Origin of the sequence: Chryseobacterium carnipullorum (genome assembly GCF_900142785.1) — a bacterium.
Classification (GTDB): Bacteria; Bacteroidota; Bacteroidia; order Flavobacteriales; family Weeksellaceae; genus Chryseobacterium; species Chryseobacterium carnipullorum.
In genome coordinates, this window is sequence record NZ_FRCD01000006.1 from 1 (window position 1) to 22114 (window position 22114).

At 36.2% G+C, this 22114-nt stretch carries 16 protein-coding genes and 1 pseudogene; 5 read left to right on the plus strand and 12 right to left on the minus strand.

Features of this window, described 5'->3' with window-relative positions:
* Positions 1 to 140: 140 nt before the first annotated feature.
* Positions 141 to 596, minus strand: a complete 456-nt coding sequence (locus tag BUC06_RS07930; protein WP_228423652.1) for an HRDC domain-containing protein — start codon at positions 594 to 596, stop codon at positions 141 to 143.
* Positions 597 to 610: 14 nt separating this feature from the next.
* Positions 611 to 943, minus strand: coding sequence for a single-stranded DNA-binding protein (locus tag BUC06_RS07935; RefSeq protein WP_073332183.1), 333 nt, complete (start codon positions 941 to 943; stop codon positions 611 to 613).
* A 349-nt stretch (positions 944 to 1292) separates the two neighbouring features.
* Here BUC06_RS07935 and BUC06_RS07940 point away from each other — a divergent pair, with 349 nt between their 5' ends.
* Positions 1293 to 1460 (plus strand): helix-turn-helix domain-containing protein, encoded by a 168-nt coding sequence (locus BUC06_RS07940; RefSeq protein ID WP_228423654.1) that lies wholly within the window; start codon positions 1293 to 1295, stop codon positions 1458 to 1460.
* 38 nt (positions 1461 to 1498) lie between these two features.
* Here BUC06_RS07940 and BUC06_RS07945 read toward each other — a convergent pair whose 3' ends face one another.
* The 10 genes and pseudogenes from BUC06_RS07945 to BUC06_RS07995 all read right to left on the minus strand — a co-directional run bounded on the left by BUC06_RS07945 (position 1499) and on the right by BUC06_RS07995 (position 18797).
* Positions 1499 to 1732, minus strand: a complete 234-nt coding sequence (locus BUC06_RS07945) for a hypothetical protein (RefSeq protein WP_073332186.1) — start codon at positions 1730 to 1732, stop codon at positions 1499 to 1501.
* A gap of 12 nt (positions 1733 to 1744) precedes the next feature.
* The gene (locus BUC06_RS07950) at positions 1745 to 2317 is read right to left on the minus strand and encodes a hypothetical protein (protein WP_073332190.1); all 573 of its coding nucleotides are present in this window, start codon (positions 2315 to 2317) and stop codon (positions 1745 to 1747) included.
* Between the two features lie 509 nt (positions 2318 to 2826).
* Positions 2827 to 3153 (minus strand): hypothetical protein, encoded by a 327-nt coding sequence (locus tag BUC06_RS07955; RefSeq protein WP_073332193.1) that lies wholly within the window; start codon positions 3151 to 3153, stop codon positions 2827 to 2829.
* Positions 3147 to 3542 (minus strand): DUF5958 family protein, encoded by a 396-nt coding sequence (locus tag BUC06_RS07960; RefSeq protein WP_073332196.1) that lies wholly within the window; start codon positions 3540 to 3542, stop codon positions 3147 to 3149. Before BUC06_RS07960 ends, BUC06_RS07955 begins: the two co-directional genes overlap by 7 nt.
* Positions 3543 to 3544: 2 nt before the next feature.
* Positions 3545 to 3934 carry a hypothetical protein gene (locus tag BUC06_RS07965; RefSeq protein ID WP_073332199.1) on the minus strand — a complete coding sequence of 130 codons (390 nt, stop codon included), beginning with the start codon at positions 3932 to 3934 and terminating at the stop codon, positions 3545 to 3547.
* 162 nt (positions 3935 to 4096) lie between these two features.
* Positions 4097 to 5172 (minus strand): annotated as a pseudogene (locus BUC06_RS23350) (IS3 family transposase); the annotation flags it as partial.
* Between the two features lie 53 nt (positions 5173 to 5225).
* Positions 5226 to 5483 carry a hypothetical protein gene (locus BUC06_RS07980; protein WP_073332208.1) on the minus strand — a complete coding sequence of 86 codons (258 nt, stop codon included), beginning with the start codon at positions 5481 to 5483 and terminating at the stop codon, positions 5226 to 5228.
* 440 nt (positions 5484 to 5923) lie between these two features.
* Positions 5924 to 6421, minus strand: a complete 498-nt coding sequence (locus BUC06_RS07985; protein WP_073332211.1) for a hypothetical protein — start codon at positions 6419 to 6421, stop codon at positions 5924 to 5926.
* 5 nt (positions 6422 to 6426) lie between these two features.
* A complete protein-coding gene (locus BUC06_RS07990; protein ID WP_073332214.1) occupies positions 6427 to 16917 on the minus strand; it encodes an RHS repeat-associated core domain-containing protein in 10491 nt (3496 codons plus the stop codon).
* A 20-nt stretch (positions 16918 to 16937) separates the two neighbouring features.
* Positions 16938 to 18797 carry a DUF8202 domain-containing protein gene (locus BUC06_RS07995; protein ID WP_073332217.1) on the minus strand — a complete coding sequence of 620 codons (1860 nt, stop codon included), beginning with the start codon at positions 18795 to 18797 and terminating at the stop codon, positions 16938 to 16940.
* Positions 18798 to 19292: 495 nt separating this feature from the next.
* Here BUC06_RS07995 and BUC06_RS08000 point away from each other — a divergent pair, with 495 nt between their 5' ends.
* Genes BUC06_RS08000 through BUC06_RS08015 form a run of 4 tightly spaced genes read left to right on the plus strand, consistent with a single transcriptional unit; the run spans position 19293 to position 22095 of the window.
* A complete protein-coding gene (locus BUC06_RS08000; protein ID WP_073332220.1) occupies positions 19293 to 20198 on the plus strand; it encodes an arginase family protein in 906 nt (301 codons plus the stop codon).
* Positions 20198 to 20800 (plus strand): HPP family protein, encoded by a 603-nt coding sequence (locus tag BUC06_RS08005; RefSeq protein WP_073332224.1) that lies wholly within the window; start codon positions 20198 to 20200, stop codon positions 20798 to 20800. The genes BUC06_RS08000 and BUC06_RS08005 overlap by 1 nt, the downstream gene beginning before the upstream one ends.
* A gap of 5 nt (positions 20801 to 20805) precedes the next feature.
* Positions 20806 to 21150 carry a hypothetical protein gene (locus BUC06_RS08010; RefSeq protein ID WP_073332226.1) on the plus strand — a complete coding sequence of 115 codons (345 nt, stop codon included), beginning with the start codon at positions 20806 to 20808 and terminating at the stop codon, positions 21148 to 21150.
* Between the two features lie 27 nt (positions 21151 to 21177).
* A complete protein-coding gene (locus BUC06_RS08015; RefSeq protein ID WP_073332229.1) occupies positions 21178 to 22095 on the plus strand; it encodes a TIGR01777 family oxidoreductase in 918 nt (305 codons plus the stop codon).
* Positions 22096 to 22114: the final 19 nt, after the last annotated feature.

The window sequence follows — 22114 nt, forward strand, 5'->3', positions numbered from 1 at the left end:
TAATAAAAAGTTATTTCCGTAAAATTTTTTGAGCTCTAAGGGCTCAAAATTTTCCAGAATAACTTTTCAACTTACACAGTTAGTGAGACACTGCCAATCTTCCCCGGCTTTCGATGCATTATCAGTATTGGTCTGGGAAATCAGACGCTTTCCAGGATTTCCAGGATCTCTTCACCATAATTTTCAATCTTATGTTTTCCGAAACCTTTGATGTCAAGCAGCTCTTCTTTTTTCACGGGCTTGTATTTGGCTACAGACATGAGTTCTTTATTGCTCGCGATAAAATATGTGGGGAGATTCTGTTCTTTCGCCTTCTCTGATCTCCAGTATTTCAGGGCATCTAAAATTTTTTCCTCATCGGAGTTTAAAACGTCATTATCTGCAGAGTACTTTACTGCCTTTGGTTCTTTCACTATACTTTTAGCCGCTTTGGGCTTTTCAAAATACAGGACAACAGACCAATAAGATTCATCATTTACAAAAGCGGTTTCCACTTTTATAATTTCGTTCACTTCCAGAAATTGATCAAGCATTTTCTGATCTTTGTAGAGAAATTCTTCGGGAAGTCTGATTTTAAAAACTTTTACTTTCATCATTTGTGTTTTTAGTATTATTTACCTCCCAAAAGAAGAATTTCATCAACTCTGATCTCTGTAATATATCGCTTCACGCCATCTTTATCATCATACGATCTGTACGTAAGCTTTCCTTCAATAGCAATTTCTTTTCCTTTAGGTACAAATTTTTGAAGGATCTCAGCTACTTTTCCAAAAGCAATCAGGTTGTGCCATTGTGTTTCTTCTACTTTTTCACCTTTGGCATTGGTGTAATGATCGCTGGTTGCCAGAGACACACTGGCTTTTACGTTTCCGCTTTCGAAGTTTACGGTTTCAACTTCTTTTCCTGTATAACCAATTAATGTTACTTTGTTTTTTAGTGACATAGCTTTAAAATTTTTAAGATTAATAATTCAGATAAGAGACGTTCACTGTGTTTCTCAAATCTCTGTTGCAAAGATTGTCATGTTGAAGGATCTTAATCGGTTATAAACTATTTAAATTCGCTTGTAGTCGTTTGTAAATGGATAGTGAAATTTTTAAAATACTCGTTTTATTACATTTTATTTACTTAAGAAACTTTTATCCATTTTTAGATTGAAAATATCATCAAGGAAAACCACCTTACAACATAAATTTTATTACTGCTCAAAAGACATTAAAAATCTAATTGTTGCAGGCGATTTTTTTTCTGTAAAAGTTAATTTTTTTTGCAAATTTGTAAAAATGTCTGATATGCAAAAAGAAAAGTTACGTACAGTAAGGAAGAGAAAAGGGTATACACAACAACAGATCGCTGATATTCTTGCGACCGATGTATCTAATTATAGCTGGAAGGAAAGTGACGACGTGAAGATTACACACAGGGAATTGGACAAAATTTCTACTTTTTTCCTGATGTAAAACAAAATTAGAAAATATTTTCTAAGGAGATTCGAAATTTATGTCTTATCCAAAAAATTAATGAAGTCTTCATTGAACGGATTTGGATCTTCATCCTTGTATAATAAACTGATATAATACATAATTTTTAATTCTTTGTAATTAAAATTTTCTTTTATTAAAACAAAAGCTTTGTATTTTGCAATTTTTTTTTCAATAAAAATATTTACAATATCTTCTAAACTAATATCATTATTTTTTTTAATATCTGAAATAAACTCTAAATTTTCCATACTATTAATTTATTAGAGTTTATATGTTTTTGAACTCTGTGTTCTCCCTGTTGCTGAACCTGTTGCTCTCTTGTTATAGTAGCGTATAGTCTTAAACCCTTTACCCTTAGCCCATTTTTCAATATAACTCCTATATTGACCAATCCCCACATTATTTTTATACATAGAATATGCCTCTTTTAAGCCAATTTTTCCGGCCCAAAAATCCTTTGGAAGAATATCAACTTGAAAATCCAAATGAGTTCCATCTGGTTCTAGTTTCCCAGCTACTATCATATCTGGAGTGCCATTATCTTTATATCCTTTAAAAGAAAACATAGCATGATCTCCCATAACTTCAACTTCGCCATTAAGATCTAAAATTTCTTGATAATGCGCAGAAGATGAATATGGTTTTCTTGGTCCTTTCCCTGCATTCACCGGAAAAAGCCCTTCAGCAGCAACCATAGCTGCCGCTTCTCCGGCCATTCCTAAAACTCCCCAGTTATTCTCGGCTTCCCTTATGGCCTGAACAGCACCATATTGTACGCCTTCATGATTTAGTTTTAAATTTTTGATAACCTTATTATAAATGAAGGCCTTCATATGTTTCCTTATCCCATCCCCTTACCAAAACCAAACCTTGAAAAGTTAACAGGATCGTTCCAAACATAAGTATATGGAGAGTTTGCTATTTCTGATAAAGAATCTACACTCAGCTGGAAACTTGGTTTAGAATCGTGGGATTTTATGTTAAAAAACAGATCAAAGCACCTCATCTATCGGGGGCGTATCTGAAAACTTTTGTCAGTTATGAGATTCTTTAGAATCGTAATATTTTGCGACGTAATAGCAATACATCTATCGACACGAGCAAGATACTCGCGCCAGCGGGGTGCTCCTTGCCCTAAAGATTTTACAGCTCTGTCTGCTACAACTTCACAACCATTCTGGATGAAATTTAAACTTTTTACTTAGCCAATGTAAACAATCTTTATCCACCAAAATTCTTTTCTCAGAAACATAATAATTATACTTGTCTTGTACCTCAAAATGATGGACTTAAAAAAATAAGGAAAGGAGTAGTTTTAATACTACTGTCTAATGTTTTAAATTTAAATTAATACATAATTTTTAAAATCATAACTTTCAAAAAATTCTTCTAAAATACCTAAAAATTTTTCTATTTTTTCGGTTTCAGATAAATCTTTATTAATGTGTTCAAACTGCGCAAACCAAACCATATTAGGAACTTTAAAAATTACCCGTTGTTGATACCATCTTGAAATCTCTCTTTCCAAGTCTAGTTTATAGAAAAGATTTATACTATAAATAAAGCCTTCAAAGTATACAATGTAACTATAAAAAGTATTATCATACCAAAAATACATTTTTGGTCTAAGTCTGATATGTTTTATAATATCTAATATTTCATTTACCATATAATATTATGCCATTCGTGATTACAGTTATTTTTACAAATATTTTCTCTTCTCCACGTATCACTTGCTTTAAAAACATATAACATTACCATAAAAGACTTTTTATATTCATTCATTGGCAAGTTTAATATCTTTCTGATAGCATTGTTTATATCATTATTTTTTAAAATTGAAGCAGCACTAGATTTTTTTAAGAATCTCGGCAAGGATTCTATACAATCATTAACTATTAGAGGTTGAGGTGCAGATTGCATCATCAGAAAAGCTATTCTATTTAAAATCTCACATACATCATCATTTTTAGTAAAAATTTCATAAAAATTTATTATTTCTTCCAAGCTTACTTTATCTTGTGCAAAAGCATTTGCGTAATAATCAATATTCTCCATTATTAATTTCTAAAAGGTTTAAAAGTGATATGTGCTTCATCTTTCTTAATAGTGCCTTTCCATATTTCAAGTCTAGCTCTTCCTAGGTCCCCTCTGGACAATTCACTTTTAGGAAGTCTAAATCTCATATCATGTAGCATTTTCGGTTTTATTTCATTGACAATACAATCCCAATCAGAACCATAACCAGCTGATCCTCTGGCTATAATGCCTATAACTACAATTTCAACATTCCATTTATTTGCCGCTCTTTGAATTTGCTCCCTTTGTATTAAAGGAGTATTCTCTACATTTGCTCCTCCACCTGCATAAGCATTAACAAAAGATGTTTCATTTAACGTAGGTACTGATCCAGTAATTGGAGTTCGCTGTTCTGCTGCAAATGTAACCAAATCAGCGGCAAGCCCGCAAGGAACACAAATTCTACTGTAATCTCACCCACTTTAGGCACACTCAAAAGTAGAGTTTTTGGTTAATAATTTACTGTTGTCGTTGTTAAAATTTTGTTGGAATGTGGGAAACTCGTTGGCGTTAGCTTGGGCAAGTTTTCCATATTTCAACAAAAAATCCCTTGGCGTGAGGTATTGCAATGATTTGTGAGGACGCTCATTATTATACATCCACATCCAAATTTCCGAATAATGCCTCATCTGCCTGATGTTCTCAAAAAGATAAACATCTAAAAATTCTGTCCGAAAAGTCCTGTTGAATCTTTCTACCAGAGAGTTTTGCGTAGGTTTTCCGGGCTGAATATAATGAAGGGCAATTTCATTCTTACCGCACCAGTCTTTTAGTTTTTCAGCAATAAACTCCGGACCGTTGTCAACTCTTATCTTTTCCGGTTTCCCACGCCAGTCGATTAGTTGTTCCAGTTGTGAAACTACTCTTGCTGATGGCAAACTGGTATCGATGGTAATATTCAAAATTTCTCTGTTAAAATCATCAATAATATTAAGGCTTCTAACGCTTTTACCATTCTCCAAAGTATCATGCATAAAATCCATACTCCACGTTACATTGGGATAAATAGGTCGAAGCAAGGGCTCTTTCACCCTTGCCGGAAGCCGTTTCTTTCGTTTGTTTCTCAGATTCAGTTTCATCGATTTGTAAATCCTGTAAACCCGCTTGTGATTCCACCCGAAACCCAAATTTCTCAAACGGTGGTGCATTGTCCAGAATCCCCAAGTCTGATGCTGTTCTGCGAGCAAAACCAGCTCCTCCCGAATCTTATCATCTTCATTGTTTTTCTTCTTCTTGTAATAAAATACCGAACTGTTCATGATAAAAAGTCTACACGCATTCCGAGTGCTTATTCCGTATTCTGATCCGGAATAAACCACCAGTTCCCGATTCTCGAAAGGTGTTAAAGCTTTTTTGCGATTACATCTTTCATCACGACATTTTCCAGGGTAAGTTCCGCTACGATTTTTTTGTACTGCGAAAGTTCCTTTTCCAGTTCTTTCATTTTTGAGAGTTGTTGCACATCCAAACCACCATATTTGCTCTTCCAGTTGTAAAATGTCGGCTCACTGATGCCGTGTTCCCGGCATATTTCATTCACTGTTTTACCTTGATTTTGTTGAGATAATATCTTAATGATCTGAACTTCTGAAAATTTACTGTTTTTCATAGTTTTCCAAATTTAAAAACTATATTTTTAAATGTTCCGGTTTTTGGGGAAGATTACAGTGCTTTTATACTTTTCCTGGCTAATTGATAAGTATCATCATAATCAAAATGCATTTCTGATACTTTATAGAGAAAATGTACAGTTGATGGGTCTTTTAATTTATGCAATATTTGTACAATATCTTCATGCTTAAAATGCCAAGATTCTAAAATAACGCTGCATAACTCTTTTCTATACTCATAATTGTTAAGGTCACATGAATATATCAGAACTACTGCTTTTTCTATATCATTAGCGTCATTGTTTTTCATTGCTCTTTTATTAACTCTTTTATATACGTTTCATTTATACTCTTTTTTTTTTCCTTTTCATACTTTTTAATAAAAGATTCCCTGCTAATTTCATTTTTATAAAGGTTACTAATTATTGATCTTATGAAATTTTTCATTTTAATTTTATATTAATTAAAGATTACTTCTTGGTATTATTTGATATTTTTTAATTCCCGAATTAAATGTATTAAATACCTTGCCTCTCCCTAATCCAATACTTAATTGATTACCTTCAATCTTAAAGAAGGTATTGCCTTTTTCCTATCTTTTTCAACTAATGGTATATCAGTAATGGATGAGTAAATGATTAATCTTTAACTCCTATTTTAGTAAGTCAAATGCGCTTCTCTCAATAGTTATTTTAAGTAAGACGTCATCATATCCTTTTGAGAGATTTTTTAATAGTTATTATCTGAAATCTAATCAATTACTAAGTCCGGAAAAATATATAAAACCTTGCTTGTAAAACTATTTCCACATTTTTGACATGTAACTATTTTGTTTTCGTCATTAATCATTTTTATTTTTTTTTCTTTTAGTTCGAAATTATTAGGATATACCAATACCGGATCAACAGATAAAGCACCTTTATATGTTTTTCCACAGTTAAAACATTTTAAATTATTTAAAAAATAAGTTTTAATTGATCTTTCAAAATCTATATCACGAAATGTATTATTTTCCACTTTAAAGTCTATACATTGAATATCAATATTATCAATCCAAAATAAGTAGTCTAACATAAAGACATTCTTTTTATAATACTTAGTAAAAATCGGGCGACATACGTTTAATAATTCATTAGAAGAGATATATCTTGTAGCGTCCTCTGAAACCAATATATTATCATTAATCTTATACTCAAAATTATCCCAATATATAAATTCTGTTTTTTCTGCCTTAATTAATTTAATCATTTTAATTATTTTTTTGCTTTAATCATGTGGAAAATAAAAACTTCTGATTCACCACCTATTGTCTGTTTTTTAAAATTATTAGTATTTATTTTATATGAAGTTTTTCCAAAATTAGATATTATCGATTTATCTTTAGAAAATGAAATCATTGACCGTGGAGCAGCTCCATTTATTTCAGTACCTAGTAATGTATGGGCGTCCATATAGTTTTTTAGGGAACCGAAATGAGCAATATTATCAGCATGTGCTTGTTGCGATACCTTTAATGCATAATTTATTGCTGATTTCTGACTCATTCCTGAATAACTTGCTTCTATATAAGCATTTCTTGCAGCATCGCTCATTATATATCCTGTTTCTTCAGCAATTTGATTTTCCAAAGAATTATTCGTGGCCCTATAAACAGATGCTGTTGTACCTGCAGCAGATCCTACTCCAGCCGTCATTAATCCATCAGCAAATAGAATAGCATTAAATTTAGCATTTTGGCTTTCTTCTCCTCCCATGGTATTGCCATCCCATTTAGTCATTCTGGGGCCTAATCCAGAATAATCAGATTTATTAAAAAAGCTATTTCTTAAGAAATTTCCAAAATCAAGTGCTCCATCTGTAATCCCTTTTGTTAAGATACTTACTCCCATAGCTCCATAAATTGGTGTAGGTCCAGAATCCCTGTAATCTTGTATAGCCCCACCAATAGTACTTGGAATTCTATCGTCTGGTGCTGGTGAGAATGTTGGGATATTTTCTATTGCTCCAACTGTAATATTACCATGAGATTTACGTCCAAATAACCAGTCAAACGCTCTTCTTACAAAACTTCTCTTCCTTGGTGGATCACATGGATCACTGCCTCCCACTCTTTCCCCCATCATCCCTGTAGGATCTGCAAAGTTAACAGGATCGTTCCAAACATAAGCATACGGAGAGTTTGTAATTTCTGATAACGGGTCAACACTTAACCAGAAACTACGTTTCGGGTCATAATACCTTGCTCCGTAATAGTAGTACCCTGTTGCCATATCAAGTTCTTTGCCATTGAACTTGTAGGGGTTATCGTAATTCATGTTTGTATTTTCCATCAGCATTTCGCCATACGGCATGTACTCGTACCAGTTGGTAATTTTTCCAAGACTATTCACCAATACAGAAGATCCGCTCAGGTGATCAGGATGTATCCAGTACATTTCAGAGCCCAGAATTTCCGGTGGGGTGTAATTGCTCATGCATTCGTCTGATAAAAACTCAGACCACTTTCCACAAAATTTTCCATCACTTAAGGCAAGTTCATATATTTCTACAAGTTTTTTATAGCAATTTTCATTATGATCCTGCTGAAAAGTGTAGATCTGCTGCTCCATAAGAAAAGGACAGAGCGTTTCATCCTGCGTTGAAGAGGTGGGCGGAGCATATGTTCCCTGAGAATCTTCATTCTTTACCCATACTTCAGGAGGAAGCCCTGCATCTTTGATGATATTTTGCACTTCTTTTACCAATGAGGAGGCCAATTCGTCATATTCTCCGGAAAGGTTTATTTTAAATCTATGGGTAGGGATCTCACTTACCCGTGTTGCAATTTTCTGACTTCCCATATAATAGTGCTTGCTCATGGTTTTGTCATTCAGCACCAGATATCCGTTGGGATAATAAATAAAAGATCCCATCTGCGTTGTGTTGCTTGGATCATTGCCATTCACATACAGATTTTTAGAAACCGCATCATTTTTCAGAATTCTCTCTCCGGCTGCATCATATACATAATAATTGAAATTCTCCCTTTGCGTTATCACTGCTTTCAGGCGGTTTTGATGATCCCAAAACAATTCTCTGTATCCGGCAGAAACATTGCCAGACTGCTGTTGCTCTTCCTCAATCGTTATAAGATTTCCGTTTGGATCATATCGAAATGATTCTCTTACATTGATCGCCTGGTTAACGGGAGCAGGACCACAATCCAGAGGAGCATTGAAATTGGCAAACTTCGTATAGTTTATAGCAGTTACGGCATTAGGATGAGCACCGTCGTTATATTCATAGGTCCCTGCATCTCCTTCATTATTCGGATACTGGCAAACTCCATTCTTATAGGTTTTAAGTTTAGAGTCTTTTATCGCCATGTTTCCTACTGCATTATACCCCATATTCAGTTCATAATACCTGGTAGTTTTCTTTCCGGTAGCTGTAATCCGGGCAGAGCTCAATCTTCCGAAAGGATCATAGGCGAATGTTTTGTTGGTTGCTATTCCCATATTCGTCGATGGATAATTTCCGGTCATAGGAGTTATTCCTTTGATCTTCACCAGATTTTCGTTTCCATCAAAAGTATACTGGTTTTTGCGGATACTGCTGTTGCCGGTGATGTACAACAATGAAAGCTCATTCACCTTGCCCCACGCATCATAAGTATACTGTGTTTTGGTTTCGTTTCCTGCAAGGTAAGAAGTCATCTGATCTCTGTTGTCGTAGGTCATAGAATAGGCAATATTCATCGGCTTGCTCTTTCCCGGAAGCTTGCTAACGATTCTGTCCAGAAGTCCCGCCATATTATAGCTGTAAGTAACCTCTTCGGTATCGGGATAAAAAAGCTTATTGATTCTGCCATAGACATCATATGCAAAAGAGGTTTTAAACATTTTGGGTATATTGTTGGGGGCTACCACAACGCGCATATTTTCTCTTACATTACCTGCCAGGTCATACTTAAAAGTTTGTGTGCCTGTTCTGTCTGTTTGTTTTACCAGCCTTCCTTTCTCTTCTTCAATACCTGTTTGCTGGCCATATTCAAAATGTACCGAGTGATCCGGATAGTTTACTTCCGTTAACTGATCAAAATTATAGGTATACTGTATTTTTTTTCCGATCGATTGCAGAACAGGATTATAGGATTTAATCAGTTTCCCGGTCATATCATATTCAAACCCCGATTCTCCTGCATCAGGTTCTGTCTTTCTGATATTTCTTCCGAATTTGTCGTAGAGATACTCTGTAATATGGTTTCCGGCATCCTGCATAGCCGTCATCTGATTAAGGCGATTATATTTGTAGCTCACCCATAGATCATTATTACCATCGGTTTGCTTACTCGAGGTTGTTCTGCCAAATTCATCGGTATACGAAATACTGGTATTTCCCAAAGGACTCACTACTCTTGTTGAAAACTGTGTAGTCCCGTATCTGTCCGCTCCAAATTCATAGAACATGTTAGTGGTAAGATTTTGCAGGCCATTATTAGTTGTGACATTAAACTGTGTCGTGCTCACAGGCCGGTCTAAGTCATCATACACAGTTGTTGAATAGATTTTTGCGTCCTGATTCTCTGTAGTCGTGTAGTCATCAAACTTTTTAAGAGAAGTCATGATATCGGTCCCTGTTGTCACTTTATCTCTGAGAATTGTTTTTACAGGCCTTCCCAGGTGATCTTTAATCTGATAAATATTATTGGCAAAATAGTAGGTTTGATTTTCTTTTTTAAACAGTTTCTTTGACATTATGCCTTCTCCCCATGCATCGGTAAATAAACTGGTGAAATAATTAATGCCCTGAAACTCACTAGAACCGGCTTCTTTTCTTTCCGTAATGGCTACTGGTATCGTTTGTGAAGGATAGTAATACATCTTTATCGTCCAATCGGTATCCGACGGGGCAAGATACTGGGTAATCCTCCCGAATGAATCATAGGTATATTGAGCCTTTGCACCGTTAATGTCTTTTACAATAACAGGAACTCCCAAAAGATAATTATCATCATACTGAGTCGTGCTTGTATACCCGTAGGCATCAGTAGTAGCGATCAGATAGGTATGATAGACCGGATCATAAACATAATTGTAAAACATACGTTGTCCACTGGCAGAAACGGGCTGTGTCACTTTGGTTAAATTTCCATATGCATCATACTCCATATCAAAATCTGCAGTCCCGGAAGAGCCGTTACTCCCGGTTCCTAAAATGTCATTTTTGATTTGTTTAATATTTTGTGCAGCATCCAGAATGGTCGTGCTTTTTCGCATGATCTCATTATTATATGCTGTTATAACCATTTTCTCTGAAGGAATTCCCACTATATTTTTAGCTCCCGGAGCATGATAGGAAATCTGGGTTTTTAAATCATCCTGAGTGTAGGTTAATGATGAACCTCTGTCGGTAGAGCGGGTAATATTTCCATATTTGTCATAGGTATCATTAGTAAAGATTGTCGTTTTACTATGGCTTCCTGACCCTGAAAACTCGGTAAAGGTAGATTCTGTTTTATATAAAAGCGGGATAATTCTTCCCATATCTTTATACTGCGGCTCAGGTTGAGATTCTGTCAGCTGATAATCTGAAGAAGAAGGCTGATCAAAATACCGGTAAGTATATTTCGTTTCGCTTCGTTTTCTATTCTGGCTGTCCAGCATATAAGAGGAACGTACGATTCCTTTCTTATAAAAATACTGCCTTACTTTTGTGTCATTATAATTAACATAAAAATTATTTTCACTGCCGGTATAATCAGTTTCATACTGGGTAACATAAGTTTGATGCAGGATATACTCATTAAAAACTTTTGTCTTTACGATTCCAAAACCTAAAAATTCTCTTTCTCTTCGGTCCTGTATTCCTTTTTCATATTCAAACCTGAAATATTGAGAAGTCTTTATCCTCTGTGGATCGAAAACCTGACCAAGAAAAGGAAGAGTAGTATCGATAGGTTTGAAATTCCATACAGCCATTCTGGATAGCAAGGTCTTCGAAAAAGGCATCTGATAGGTTCCGCCTACAAGAGTCTCAAGATTATCCTGTTGGTTGACGTTATCATATTCCATCATAATGATGCCCTGAAGAGGATTTTCAATGGTAAGCAGTAAATTGGCTTTTGGATAGTTATTATGATAATACGTTAATTCGGTATCATTTTCTGATACAAGTAAGTCTGGGTAACCATCCCCGTCAAAATCCCTCAGATCTACTTCCTGCTTACTTACAGATTTGTCTGTTCCTCCACCTGCAGAAACACAAATCTTTAATCCAAAGCAAGCACATAAAGTCCCGTACAGATTAAAGCCTGATGAATTTTGTTTGTTATCCAAACTGAAATTCTTATGAGCTCCATCAGTGGAAACAAAAGATGTTCCGCTGTTGATCAGAAAATCGTAGGTATTTCCGTTTTTAACAATTTTATCGGCAAGACCATCTCCGTTTAAATCTATCAATCCTGTTTTTGCTGTAGATTTGGATTTTGAAAGTCCTACACCACCCGCCCAGCTTCCATTGGCAAAACTGAAACCTCCACCTCCCGAAACGGCAAAAGAATCTCCCTTCGACACCTCCGAAACATCCCATCCGTAAGGCTCTACCGCAAACCCATTTCCTGTATTGACATAGGAATTTCCATCAGAAATATAATCGGTGAGACCATCTCCATTGATGTCTGCCCACACTCCTGTACCCTGAGCCCATGCTTTTCCAATGGTAACATTAAGCCCTATTCCCAATGCGAAAGACGAAGATCCTGTATGCAAATCCTTTTCTCCTGCTATCGCAAAGAATGAGTTCGAAGTATTGCTAAATTTGGCTACGGAAGCGGAAGCTGAAAGTCCTGCCCCCAATACCAGACCTTTATTTGTAATTTCTTTTTTACTTATAGAAGATACGGCATCCAACTGGCCCAAAACATTGGTTTTCTGGTGATAACTTCCTGAAATAATATCAGGATAATGGTCTCCGTTAAAATCCTGAAAGTAATCAGAAGTTTTTTCATTAGAAAATCCAGCGTGTCCGCTGATACCAAGCCATGGGATTATTGATCCTGCTACATAGGCATGAAAAGCATCGGATTGAGAACGAAGGATGATTCCTCGTGGATTAGGTACTGAAAAAACGGGCGTTGTGATGACAGTAGAAGTAGTGGATGATACTCCCAGCACAAAAGGCTGCAGATCATATTCAGACAATTCTGCCGGTTCCAGAGGAGATACATAGGCATCTTTCTCAGCGTCTAACTGCAGTGGAGTAAAATATCGGTTATTATTCTGCTGCATGATATAATTCGTCATACAGGTAAAATAATCCGGAGCAGAAGGATTACAAGGAGAAGCCCCGCCTGGAGCCGGAATATTTCCCAGAGGATTGCTTGTAAATTCATTTTCACGAATTGCCTGGTTGACAAACTTGGAACCATTGTAACTGAAACCACCCCAGCCCTGATATACCAGGCCTGTATTCATATTATAGTGGGTATTGTTGGAGCGGTACGCAAAATAATCAGCCTTATTTTCAGTATTGGCCATAAGAGGATCTCCTATGAATGCAGAATTAATAATAAAAGGGTTTTCTGAAGCTAATTTTTTTGTAACCACATAGTCCGGCGAACTGATCTCAAAATAAAATGGAAGCATACAAAGTTCTTCGTAACGAATTGGAATCGTTGCAAAAAATGCACATATATCGATCTTCGGTATCGGCATCACATTATTGATGACGTTCACTGTATTTTTCGCCGTATAGACTTTCCCATTGTTATCCTTTATTTTTAAGGAAAAAGTAACGGTGGTGGTATGTGATGGGTTTAAGTTTATCGTATAATTGTTTAGGGTACTATTGCCATTAAAATCCGGGAATATATATCCGAAACCTGCCGGAGGGCAGCGTGGACAATCCCCTTTAACGCTACAAAAAGGTTGACCTACGTATTTTCTAAAATCTCTGGGTAAAGTATTAATCAACCTTTCAGAATAAGGATTGTACTGTACCAAAGCTTTTATTGCAGTAGTATCAGTAGCCGACGTTATGGTAAGAGCAGGCTTCCATTTGATTTTTTCCCATGAGACATTGGTATCAGAAGAAACATCAAAGTGGATGAGGGTCATTGTAGAATCTGAAGGGTTTTGATTAACCAATAGATTGGAAATATCCGAATTGGGAATCTCATTGGCGGCTACAGTGACCGTACTTAAATCACTGTCTTTTGGTAATCTGTGATGATATATCAACGTAGTAACCGGCGGTGGTATCGCTCCTGTACTATTGGATATGGAATGTACGCTTTTAAAGATTTTAAAGTCAATATCATCCGTAAATTTTTCATTATTTAATGAGCTCCAGGAAATGTTAACTTTACTTTTCTCTCCCACCACATTTTGTTTCTGACTCGATGCTAAATAATGAGTTCTTGCATCAAATTTAAAATAAGAATTGTTATTAGCATCCAGCAAGTCTACATCAGGGCCTCCTGAAACAGAGCTGTATCTTATATTGGTGTATAGTTTAACGCGGTCTCCATTCTGATCGGTTTTAGAAGAAGCAATCACAAATATTCTTTGACCCTTTTCAACGTGAGTGGTAGCACTCTGAGCCTGAAATTGCCCCTGGGTATTTAAGGTAACGGTTGAAGAAATCTGGGAGGAATTAGCAGGATTATATCCGGAAATATCTTCATTTATTTTTGTCATTTCTCCTTTCTCAATCCAGACATCCACACCGTCCTGTGAATTTTGAAGTAATGTTATTTCATTGCTGATACGAATATCTCCTGACACAGGAGCTTCCCACATTCTCACAATATTGGCCAGTGAAGAAGAAAACTGAGTGGTCGTTACTGTCGTATCCTGAACTGCTGAGCTTCCCGCCAAAATAGCATTAGGCGTTTCTTCTGTAACGTTCATATTTCCGCTGGCAGACTGGGTCATGAACTGAGGGGCGCCGTTTCTTATTTTATTAAAAAAAACATCTCCATAACGAATCATATCCACAAGTCCATCCCCATTAACGTCCGAAAAATAGATCGGGGAATTGCTGTTACCAAAAGAATAATTAGCACCCACGACTCCTCTGGCGAAAGAATATTCTAAACCAAGAGTGGTATTATAGCTGTTATGAGTATATATAGGAGTTTCTCCCGGAAGTCCCGAAGAAGAATATACGCCGCTAAATCCTGTTATGATGTTTTTTCTGAAATTGATATTACCATTTGATGAATAGAATGTCTTATCTAACAATCCGTCTCCATCCATATCTAAAAGTTGATTTTTACCATAGGCATTGTTGTCATCATAACTTCCTGTGATACCCACTGTTCCTTTTTTGTCGATTCCTACAAAAAAGCACGCCCCCCCGCCAAAACTTACAGCTCCGCGGATATTTTTATTTTTACTGTAGGTCCCTGAAATAAAACTCGTATTCCCACCGGAAAAGGAACCTACATCCCCATTATCCTTTGGTGTGTTATATACTTTCGTAACCGTTTTTCCAAAGATTTCCACACTTTTATCATAAGCTAAAAGATGCTTATTAAATATATTTCCATTCCCATCTTTCTGTATAATCTCTGTTAAAAGTCTCTTGGAAAAAAGTCCTACAGAGGTATTTTTTAACTCATATTCACGGATGTTGGTACTGGCCCGTTTAACTCTAATCTTGTTTAATATTTTTGCGTCTGCCAATTTAACTCCCAGCTTATAGTTAAAAGTCATATCTCCCCTGACTCCCGCTTCATTCTCGAATTCAATAACGGTATTATTGCTGTAAGTAATCCTTGACAGGTACTTATTTTTACCTCCTCCATCGAATGAGTCTGAATAGGTATAGGTGATGGTATTTCCGAAACGATCAGTCACTTTAGACAAAAACCATTTTACAACATTACCTGAAGAATTACTTGAAGGATTATTGGTCAATACATCCAGATACTCTTTTTTTGTTCCGCTTCCATCCAGAATCACCCACGTATAATCTGAAGGGGAAGATCCTTTCCTTGTTATTACATAGCCTTCTTTAATCCCATTTCGGTAATAAAATTGTCTGTTGGAAGTTCTTGCCTCAGAATAAGGAAGTTTATTGGGCAAGTAATCATCCCTGAAAACAAGCTGTTCACCGGCCATTAAATAAATTTCAGTTTCCTGACTACCAAATGAGGGCACTCCCCATCGTGTATCGATATCGATGGTCTCTACAGGAATATCCCAGCCTGTTCCAGCCCATCCGAATTTATTGTCACTGTTATAAACAATAGACACATTAGGCTGAAAACCTCCAATTCCTGCGGGTACTTCAATAGGATATTTTACATTGGTGGTCCCTTGCTGATTGGGAGTGGGTGGCGCAATCAAATTAATTTTAGATGCCGGATTGGCAACGGGCATATCATTGAAAGCTGTTTGAGCATTTGCTCCCGTTTCAGGACTTTCAGGTTGCTTCACAACACCCGCCATAAAATCAACGTTGCTTAATGAAGTATGAAGGACAATATATTTTTTTACGGTATTGATACTATCGATATTGATAGGTGACCATTCTTTTTTGGTATAGTCAAACGTAAATGCAGTAATATCTTTTTCCTGATATCCCTTGGGAAGTTGATCTTGATCATAAGGCAAGCGAACCTGTATTTCTTTTACCGTGCTGTTACTGAACCGAAACCCCGAATAATTACGGCTCACATTAATTGTCGAGAGATCTACCGGAGGCATATCAATCAACCTTAATCCTTTTACCGTTCCTGATACATCTTCTGAAACAATAGTATGGCCTTTGGTTTCATATTGGCCCATATCCGATAAAAAAGAATCTTCTGTGCTCTTTTCAAGAATCATTTCTGGTGTATTTTGTCCACCATTGAATGTAACCGTTAAGGACTTTTTATCTAAATTTTCATAGGAGATATATTCAAATTCGTTTCCTTTCAAGTCTATTTTTTTACCGCCAATTTCAAACGATTTGATTCCTGATTTAGGATCTGTGAAACCACGGATGTAGGCAACTTTATCATTGTATATTTTCGAAATTACAGTATAAGGTACAGAGGAATTACTTTTTTGTTCTATAATGCGAACATTCTTAATTGTATAATAATCTCCCTTACTCAGGGCGTTGAATAAGATTTTATTATCTCCCGTTTTCAGGAGTGCAGGACTAAGGGGTTCAGAGACTGAAGTCCAACCCTTTTTCTTGTGTTTGACATAGCCTCCCATTGCAAAACTACCATTAACACTACGCGTCACAGAATTCACATCCGAATAACCGTCTACTTCATAAGTAAGAACATAGGTTTTATCAGGATCTACAGCCGAAAGATGAACATCAAATATATTATCGGAAGCATTTCCATCTTCTCTTTGTGGATCTTTATTCCCGATTTCTCCTATATATCCTGAGTTGATCAGCCTGGAACTGAAACCATCTGATGATGAATGGATTTCGTTTGATCCCAAATTGGATGAATATTTAAACGTTTTATTATTCATCAGGGAAGCAGAATCCGCTACCCTATTTACTAAAGAACGAGAGGAAAGATCTGATGATGTTCTATCAATGCTCTTATCATTTTTAACGAGCTTTAGAAAATCGCAATTAATTTTAAAAGGATTAAAATGTTGAGGTGAACTTTTTACCGTTCTTAGAATATTCTGATCCTTATGGGTGACTTTATAGAATGTCCAGCTGCTTAGAGAGAGCATGATAGGGATAAGAACAGGTAACAGTTCAATGTTCTTAATGCTGAAGAATGAGCTTCTTTTCATAGGTTGGATGTCGTGTTTTATTAGTTGATAAGGAAGTTCACTCCTTTTCCTTCTTCAGGAATAAATATTTTAATGTTATAATATCCTACAACCGCAGGAATACTCATCGGAATGGTAAAATCAGATGCCGAATTATACTGTCCTTGTTTAACAAGTACTCCTAAACCGTTAAATATTTTAATGGTCAATGGTTTAGCAGCTTTCAGTTCTACTTTTATCGTCAGATTACCATCATAAGAAGGGTTGGGAGATACAGTAATTTTTTTAAATAAAGAGGTACTTTGCAAAGCGTCATATTCAGACTGGCTGAGGACAGAAAGTGTTTTTGTAATTTCACATCCAAGCTTATTTTTGATCAGCAGCTGATAGGCACCCTGCCCGTTAAGAAAATAGGGCGCAGCATGGCTTACTGTTCCTGAAGGAGCGGTAAGAGTATACTGGTACGCTGACGTATTAAGATCCAATTCTATAGGTGTCCCATGCCAAAGATATTGACTGTCTATATTCTGATTGATAATCCCTTCAAGATCAAAAGTTCTTATAATATCTGCCTGTCCCTGTCTCTGAATACTGAGTTGATAATTATCCGGAGCAAGACTGTTGAACAAAATAGGATTAGAGCTCCCGTAAGTAGTATTTACGACCGTTTGATTCGTGGTTATACTTTTTAAAGAGTAGGTAAATGGAAAAATATTATCAGGGACGGATATTTTTACTATGCCATTCCCCAATTCAGTACAAGTGCTTGTAAGCTGTACGGGTACATCACTTTGCAGATCCTGTAAATTGAAAGTGAAATAATCATTTCCGTCATCATCAGTATCCCAGGCAGCATCTTTGAAAACATACAATGAATCATTCAGTCTTTCACCTGAAATATCTGTTGAAATATCGTTCTGATAGTTGCTTTCATTGGAAAAAACCCTAAGTTTTATCTTATCATTTGGCGTCAAACCTGTGAGGCTAAGATACAGATGAGTTTTCAACGGAATATTGCCTGTATTTTTGACCTGAACCTTCCACATTCTCTTCATATCCCGTTTAGGATGTGCAGAAATAAGGTCTGCTTCTTTGAAGGACAACGTCTGATTATTATCTCCCCACAACAGGTAACTACTGTGATTTAAAGTAGAATTATTCTGTTTATTGGTGGCTTTTACCTGTCCTAAAGAAATCACAAGATGGTCATCTTCTGAATTTTGTGATTGCTTTTGATAGAGTCCAAATAATTCATCTCTACCTATTCCGGTAATCCTGAAATTGTAATTTTTATTTTTCTTGGAATCCCAGACAATTTCATTTCCTGAAGAAATATAATTTTTCTCAGAAATATCATTAATGGTAATTCCATATTTTATTGAAAGATAGGTCTCAACCTTTTGCTTATCTGTTGTAGATAAATTGGTGTCAAAAACAAGAATCTCTGGGATTAGTAGTTTTTTATCCGTTCGTTTATTGAGAAAAACAATAGGATTGATTTTATGGTTATGATCATTCTTGGTAAAAGCTACTATTTTGGACCCAATCCGGGGGCTGTTAATTCTCAGGGAATCAGTAAAGTCATCAATTCCAATAGTACTGATGATTGAGCTTCCTATTTTACCGTAGACCTTCTTTTCGCTTCCTCCAAATTTATTACTCACGATAAATAAAGAGGGCTGATTCAATCCTGTTTCCAATTTTTTAAAAAAACTTCCAGATATAGGATCATGAACTAAATGAAAATTCATCAGTTTATCCGTGAGGGTATCTGTAGGTAAAATACTGTCTCTTACATTGTTTTTTCTGAAAGAGAGCCCTGAAACGCCGCCAAAAATAGTGGTTTGAGAGAATAGAAAAGAACAGCAGAATATAACGATGAGGGTATATGCTTTACTCATAATGAATTAAAGTATAGAATTAGAATTAGACGAAAAATGGATGGATATCTTACAAAAGAGGAATTATTATATTATCCATTCATGAGAGGGAATTTCAATAAAAGGGGAAAGTAATTTTTTTTCATCGTTGTTTAGTTTTTAATGATTAAAAAGTGGTTCAAAAATCATTCTAAAAGTATTAAAACAAATGAAATAAAAAAGAATTATTTTATTATGTTAAATATTTAAATACCAAATATTTAAAAACAAAATTAACAAAGAATTTTCACTAAGAAAACGAAACGTTTATTCACTTTTCAATTAAAAATATCATCAAAGAAAACCACCCTACAACATAAATTTCATTACTGCTCAAAAGACATTAAAAATCAAGCTGGTGTCAACACTTTTTTTGCTTACATTTTTTAGAGTAAGAATAAAAAAAACAGATTGATTCTTACTCAAAACTACCCGTTTTCAAACGGATAATTCCGTACCTTTGAGCAAATATCATCTATGAAAAGGAATATCGATATTTTTGAATTCCCTCTCCATCTCGGGCTTAAGAAAAAGAATCATGAAACGGAGCCCGGTGTGAAAAAACTCCCGGATTGGCTCAGAAAATTTGATTTTCATAAAGAAATCAATCCAGCCCATATTTTCAGACTGGAAGCACCCGACTATTCCATGGAATATGATCACGAATCGGGTGTTTTAAATGCTGAAGGCATTGTCGAATATGCCAAAGAACAGGCCGATTTCATCTTGGAAAACCATCAGAAAAATACGTTCAGTATTATGCTTGGAGGTGACTGCAGCATTCTGATTGGAACTGCTCTGGCCTTGAAGAAGCTTGGAAATTTTGGATTATTTTATCTGGATGGGCATACTGACTTTATTCCCGCTCATCTTTCAGAAACTTCCGCCGCCGCAGGAATGGACCTCGCCATTATTACCGGAACAGGTCACGAAAAATTAACCGATATTCGAGGGCTGAAGCCTTATTTTTTAGAAGAAAATATTTACTGTGCAGGAAATGATGAAACAGATGATGAAGAATATGTACAGCAGATCATCAATTCTGACATTCATTACTTTGATCTTTACGAGCTTAGAAAAAAAGGGTTCGGGAAAACGGCAGAGGATTTTCTAAAAATGATCAGCAGCAAAGCGCTGGATGGATTTTTCATTCATCTTGATGTGGATGTTCTGAGTGATGAGCTGATGCCCGCCGTAGACAACAGAAGGGAAGACGGAATCGACTATGCAGATTTAAGGGAAATTCTGAAACCGCTGGTCCATTCTCCCCTATGTTTCGGAATAGAGATCACGGTTCTGGATCCTGATAATGATGACACCGGAACCTATACCCAAACGTTTGTAAAGAATTTAATTCAAATAATAAAAAATAAAGAAGATTAATGAAGAAGACAATCAAAAGAACATTCAGAGTTTCAAAATACGTGATCTATAAGGAAACGCTTGTTGACTATAAAGAGCATTTCTGGTCATTTCTGGGAGCGTTTGTAGGAATTGGTATGATTGCTTTTATTCAGTCCCATTCCGTATCCGCTACGGAAAATATATTCCTGATCGGGTCTTTCGGGGCATCCAGTGTTTTGATTTATGGAGCCATTCAGAGCCCTCTGGCTCAGCCAAGAAACCTGGTGGGCGGACACGTTATTTCAGCCATAGTGGGTGTTACCGTCTATAAAATTGTTCCTGACATTATCTGGCTCTCCGCGCCGCTCGCCGTAGCCTTTTCCATTGTGTTGATGCAATATACCAAAACACTTCATCCGCCCGGAGGAGCTACTGCCCTTATCGCTGTGAGTTCTGTAGGAAAGATTCCCGAACTGGGATACTGGTATGTTCTTTCTCCGGTCCTGTCAGGGTGTATTATTCTTCTCCTTACAGCTTTACTGTTCAACAATATGACCGCGAACAGAAGCTACCCTACCCACAGCAGGTTCAAAAGACTGCTGCGAAAAAAACATGAGCATACACACAAAATGAAAAAATAATAAACATGGAATGTCTTGAATGTGGCGAAAAAATTATAGGAAGGTCTGATAAAAAATTCTGCAATGATGCCTGCCGGAATGCCTACAATAATAAGCAGAACAAAGATTCCACCAATCTGATGCGGAATGTAAACAACAAACTTCGCAAAAACTACCGTATCCTGATGGAACTGAATACGGATGGTAAAGCAAAAATAGCAAAATCCCGAATGGATGGCTTGGGTTTTGATTTCGATTACTTCACCAATCTGAAAGTTTATAAAAACGGCTCTGAATACAGGTTTATTTATGATTACGGTTATAAATTTTTAGAAGAAGACTTTGTTCTGATTGTAAGAAATCAGGCTTAATTTTACACCATTCAAAAATAAAGTATTATGAAAGAAATTGTTCTGATAACCGGCGGCGGCGGTATGATCGCCCGTAAGTTGTCTAAAAAAATAGAAAAAGATTATACCGTAAGATTCCTTACCCGAAAGAAGAAACATGAAAATGATTTTGAATGGGACCTGAAAAAGGGAACGATGGATGAATCTGCGCTGGATCATGTTTCCCACATCATCCACCTTGCAGGAGCCAATATTTCTGAAAAACGCTGGACAGATGAGCGAAAAAAAGAATTAATCTCCAGCCGGGTAGATTCTGCAGGACTTCTTTTGAAAACTTTGAGAAAGAAGAATATTAAACTTAAATCCTTCATTTCCGCCTCTGGAATCAATTATTATGGAACCGTAACTACCGATAAAATCTATACGGAACAAGATCCACCGGGAAATGATTTTCTGAGTGAAGTGGTGGTGGTATGGGAAAAAGCAGCAGATGATTTCAAAGAGCAGAATCTTGCCGAAAGAGTGGTAAAAGTAAGGACAGCCGTGGTACTCTCTAAAGAAGATGGTGCCCTAAAGAAAATGCTTCCAACCATACAATACGGAATAGGATCTCCTTTAGGAAGCGGGAAACAGTATATGCCATGGATTCACATTGAAGACATCTGTTCTATCTATGAGTCAGCTTTGAAAAACACCCATATGGACGGCGCTTACAATGCGGTTTCTCCACAACACACTACCAATGAAAATTTGACGAAAAAGATCGCGGAAGTTCTGAAGAAACCTTTATTTATGCCCAATGTACCATCATTTGTTCTGAAACTGCTCTTTGGAGAACTTTCAGATGCTTTGCTGGAAGGTTCCCGGGCTTCTGCGCAAAAAATTACAGAGACGGGATTTCAGTTTCAGTTTCCCGATCTGAAAAAGGCATTGGAAAATTTATTAATTCATCATCAAACAAAATAAAAATCATTCAAAAGATTTT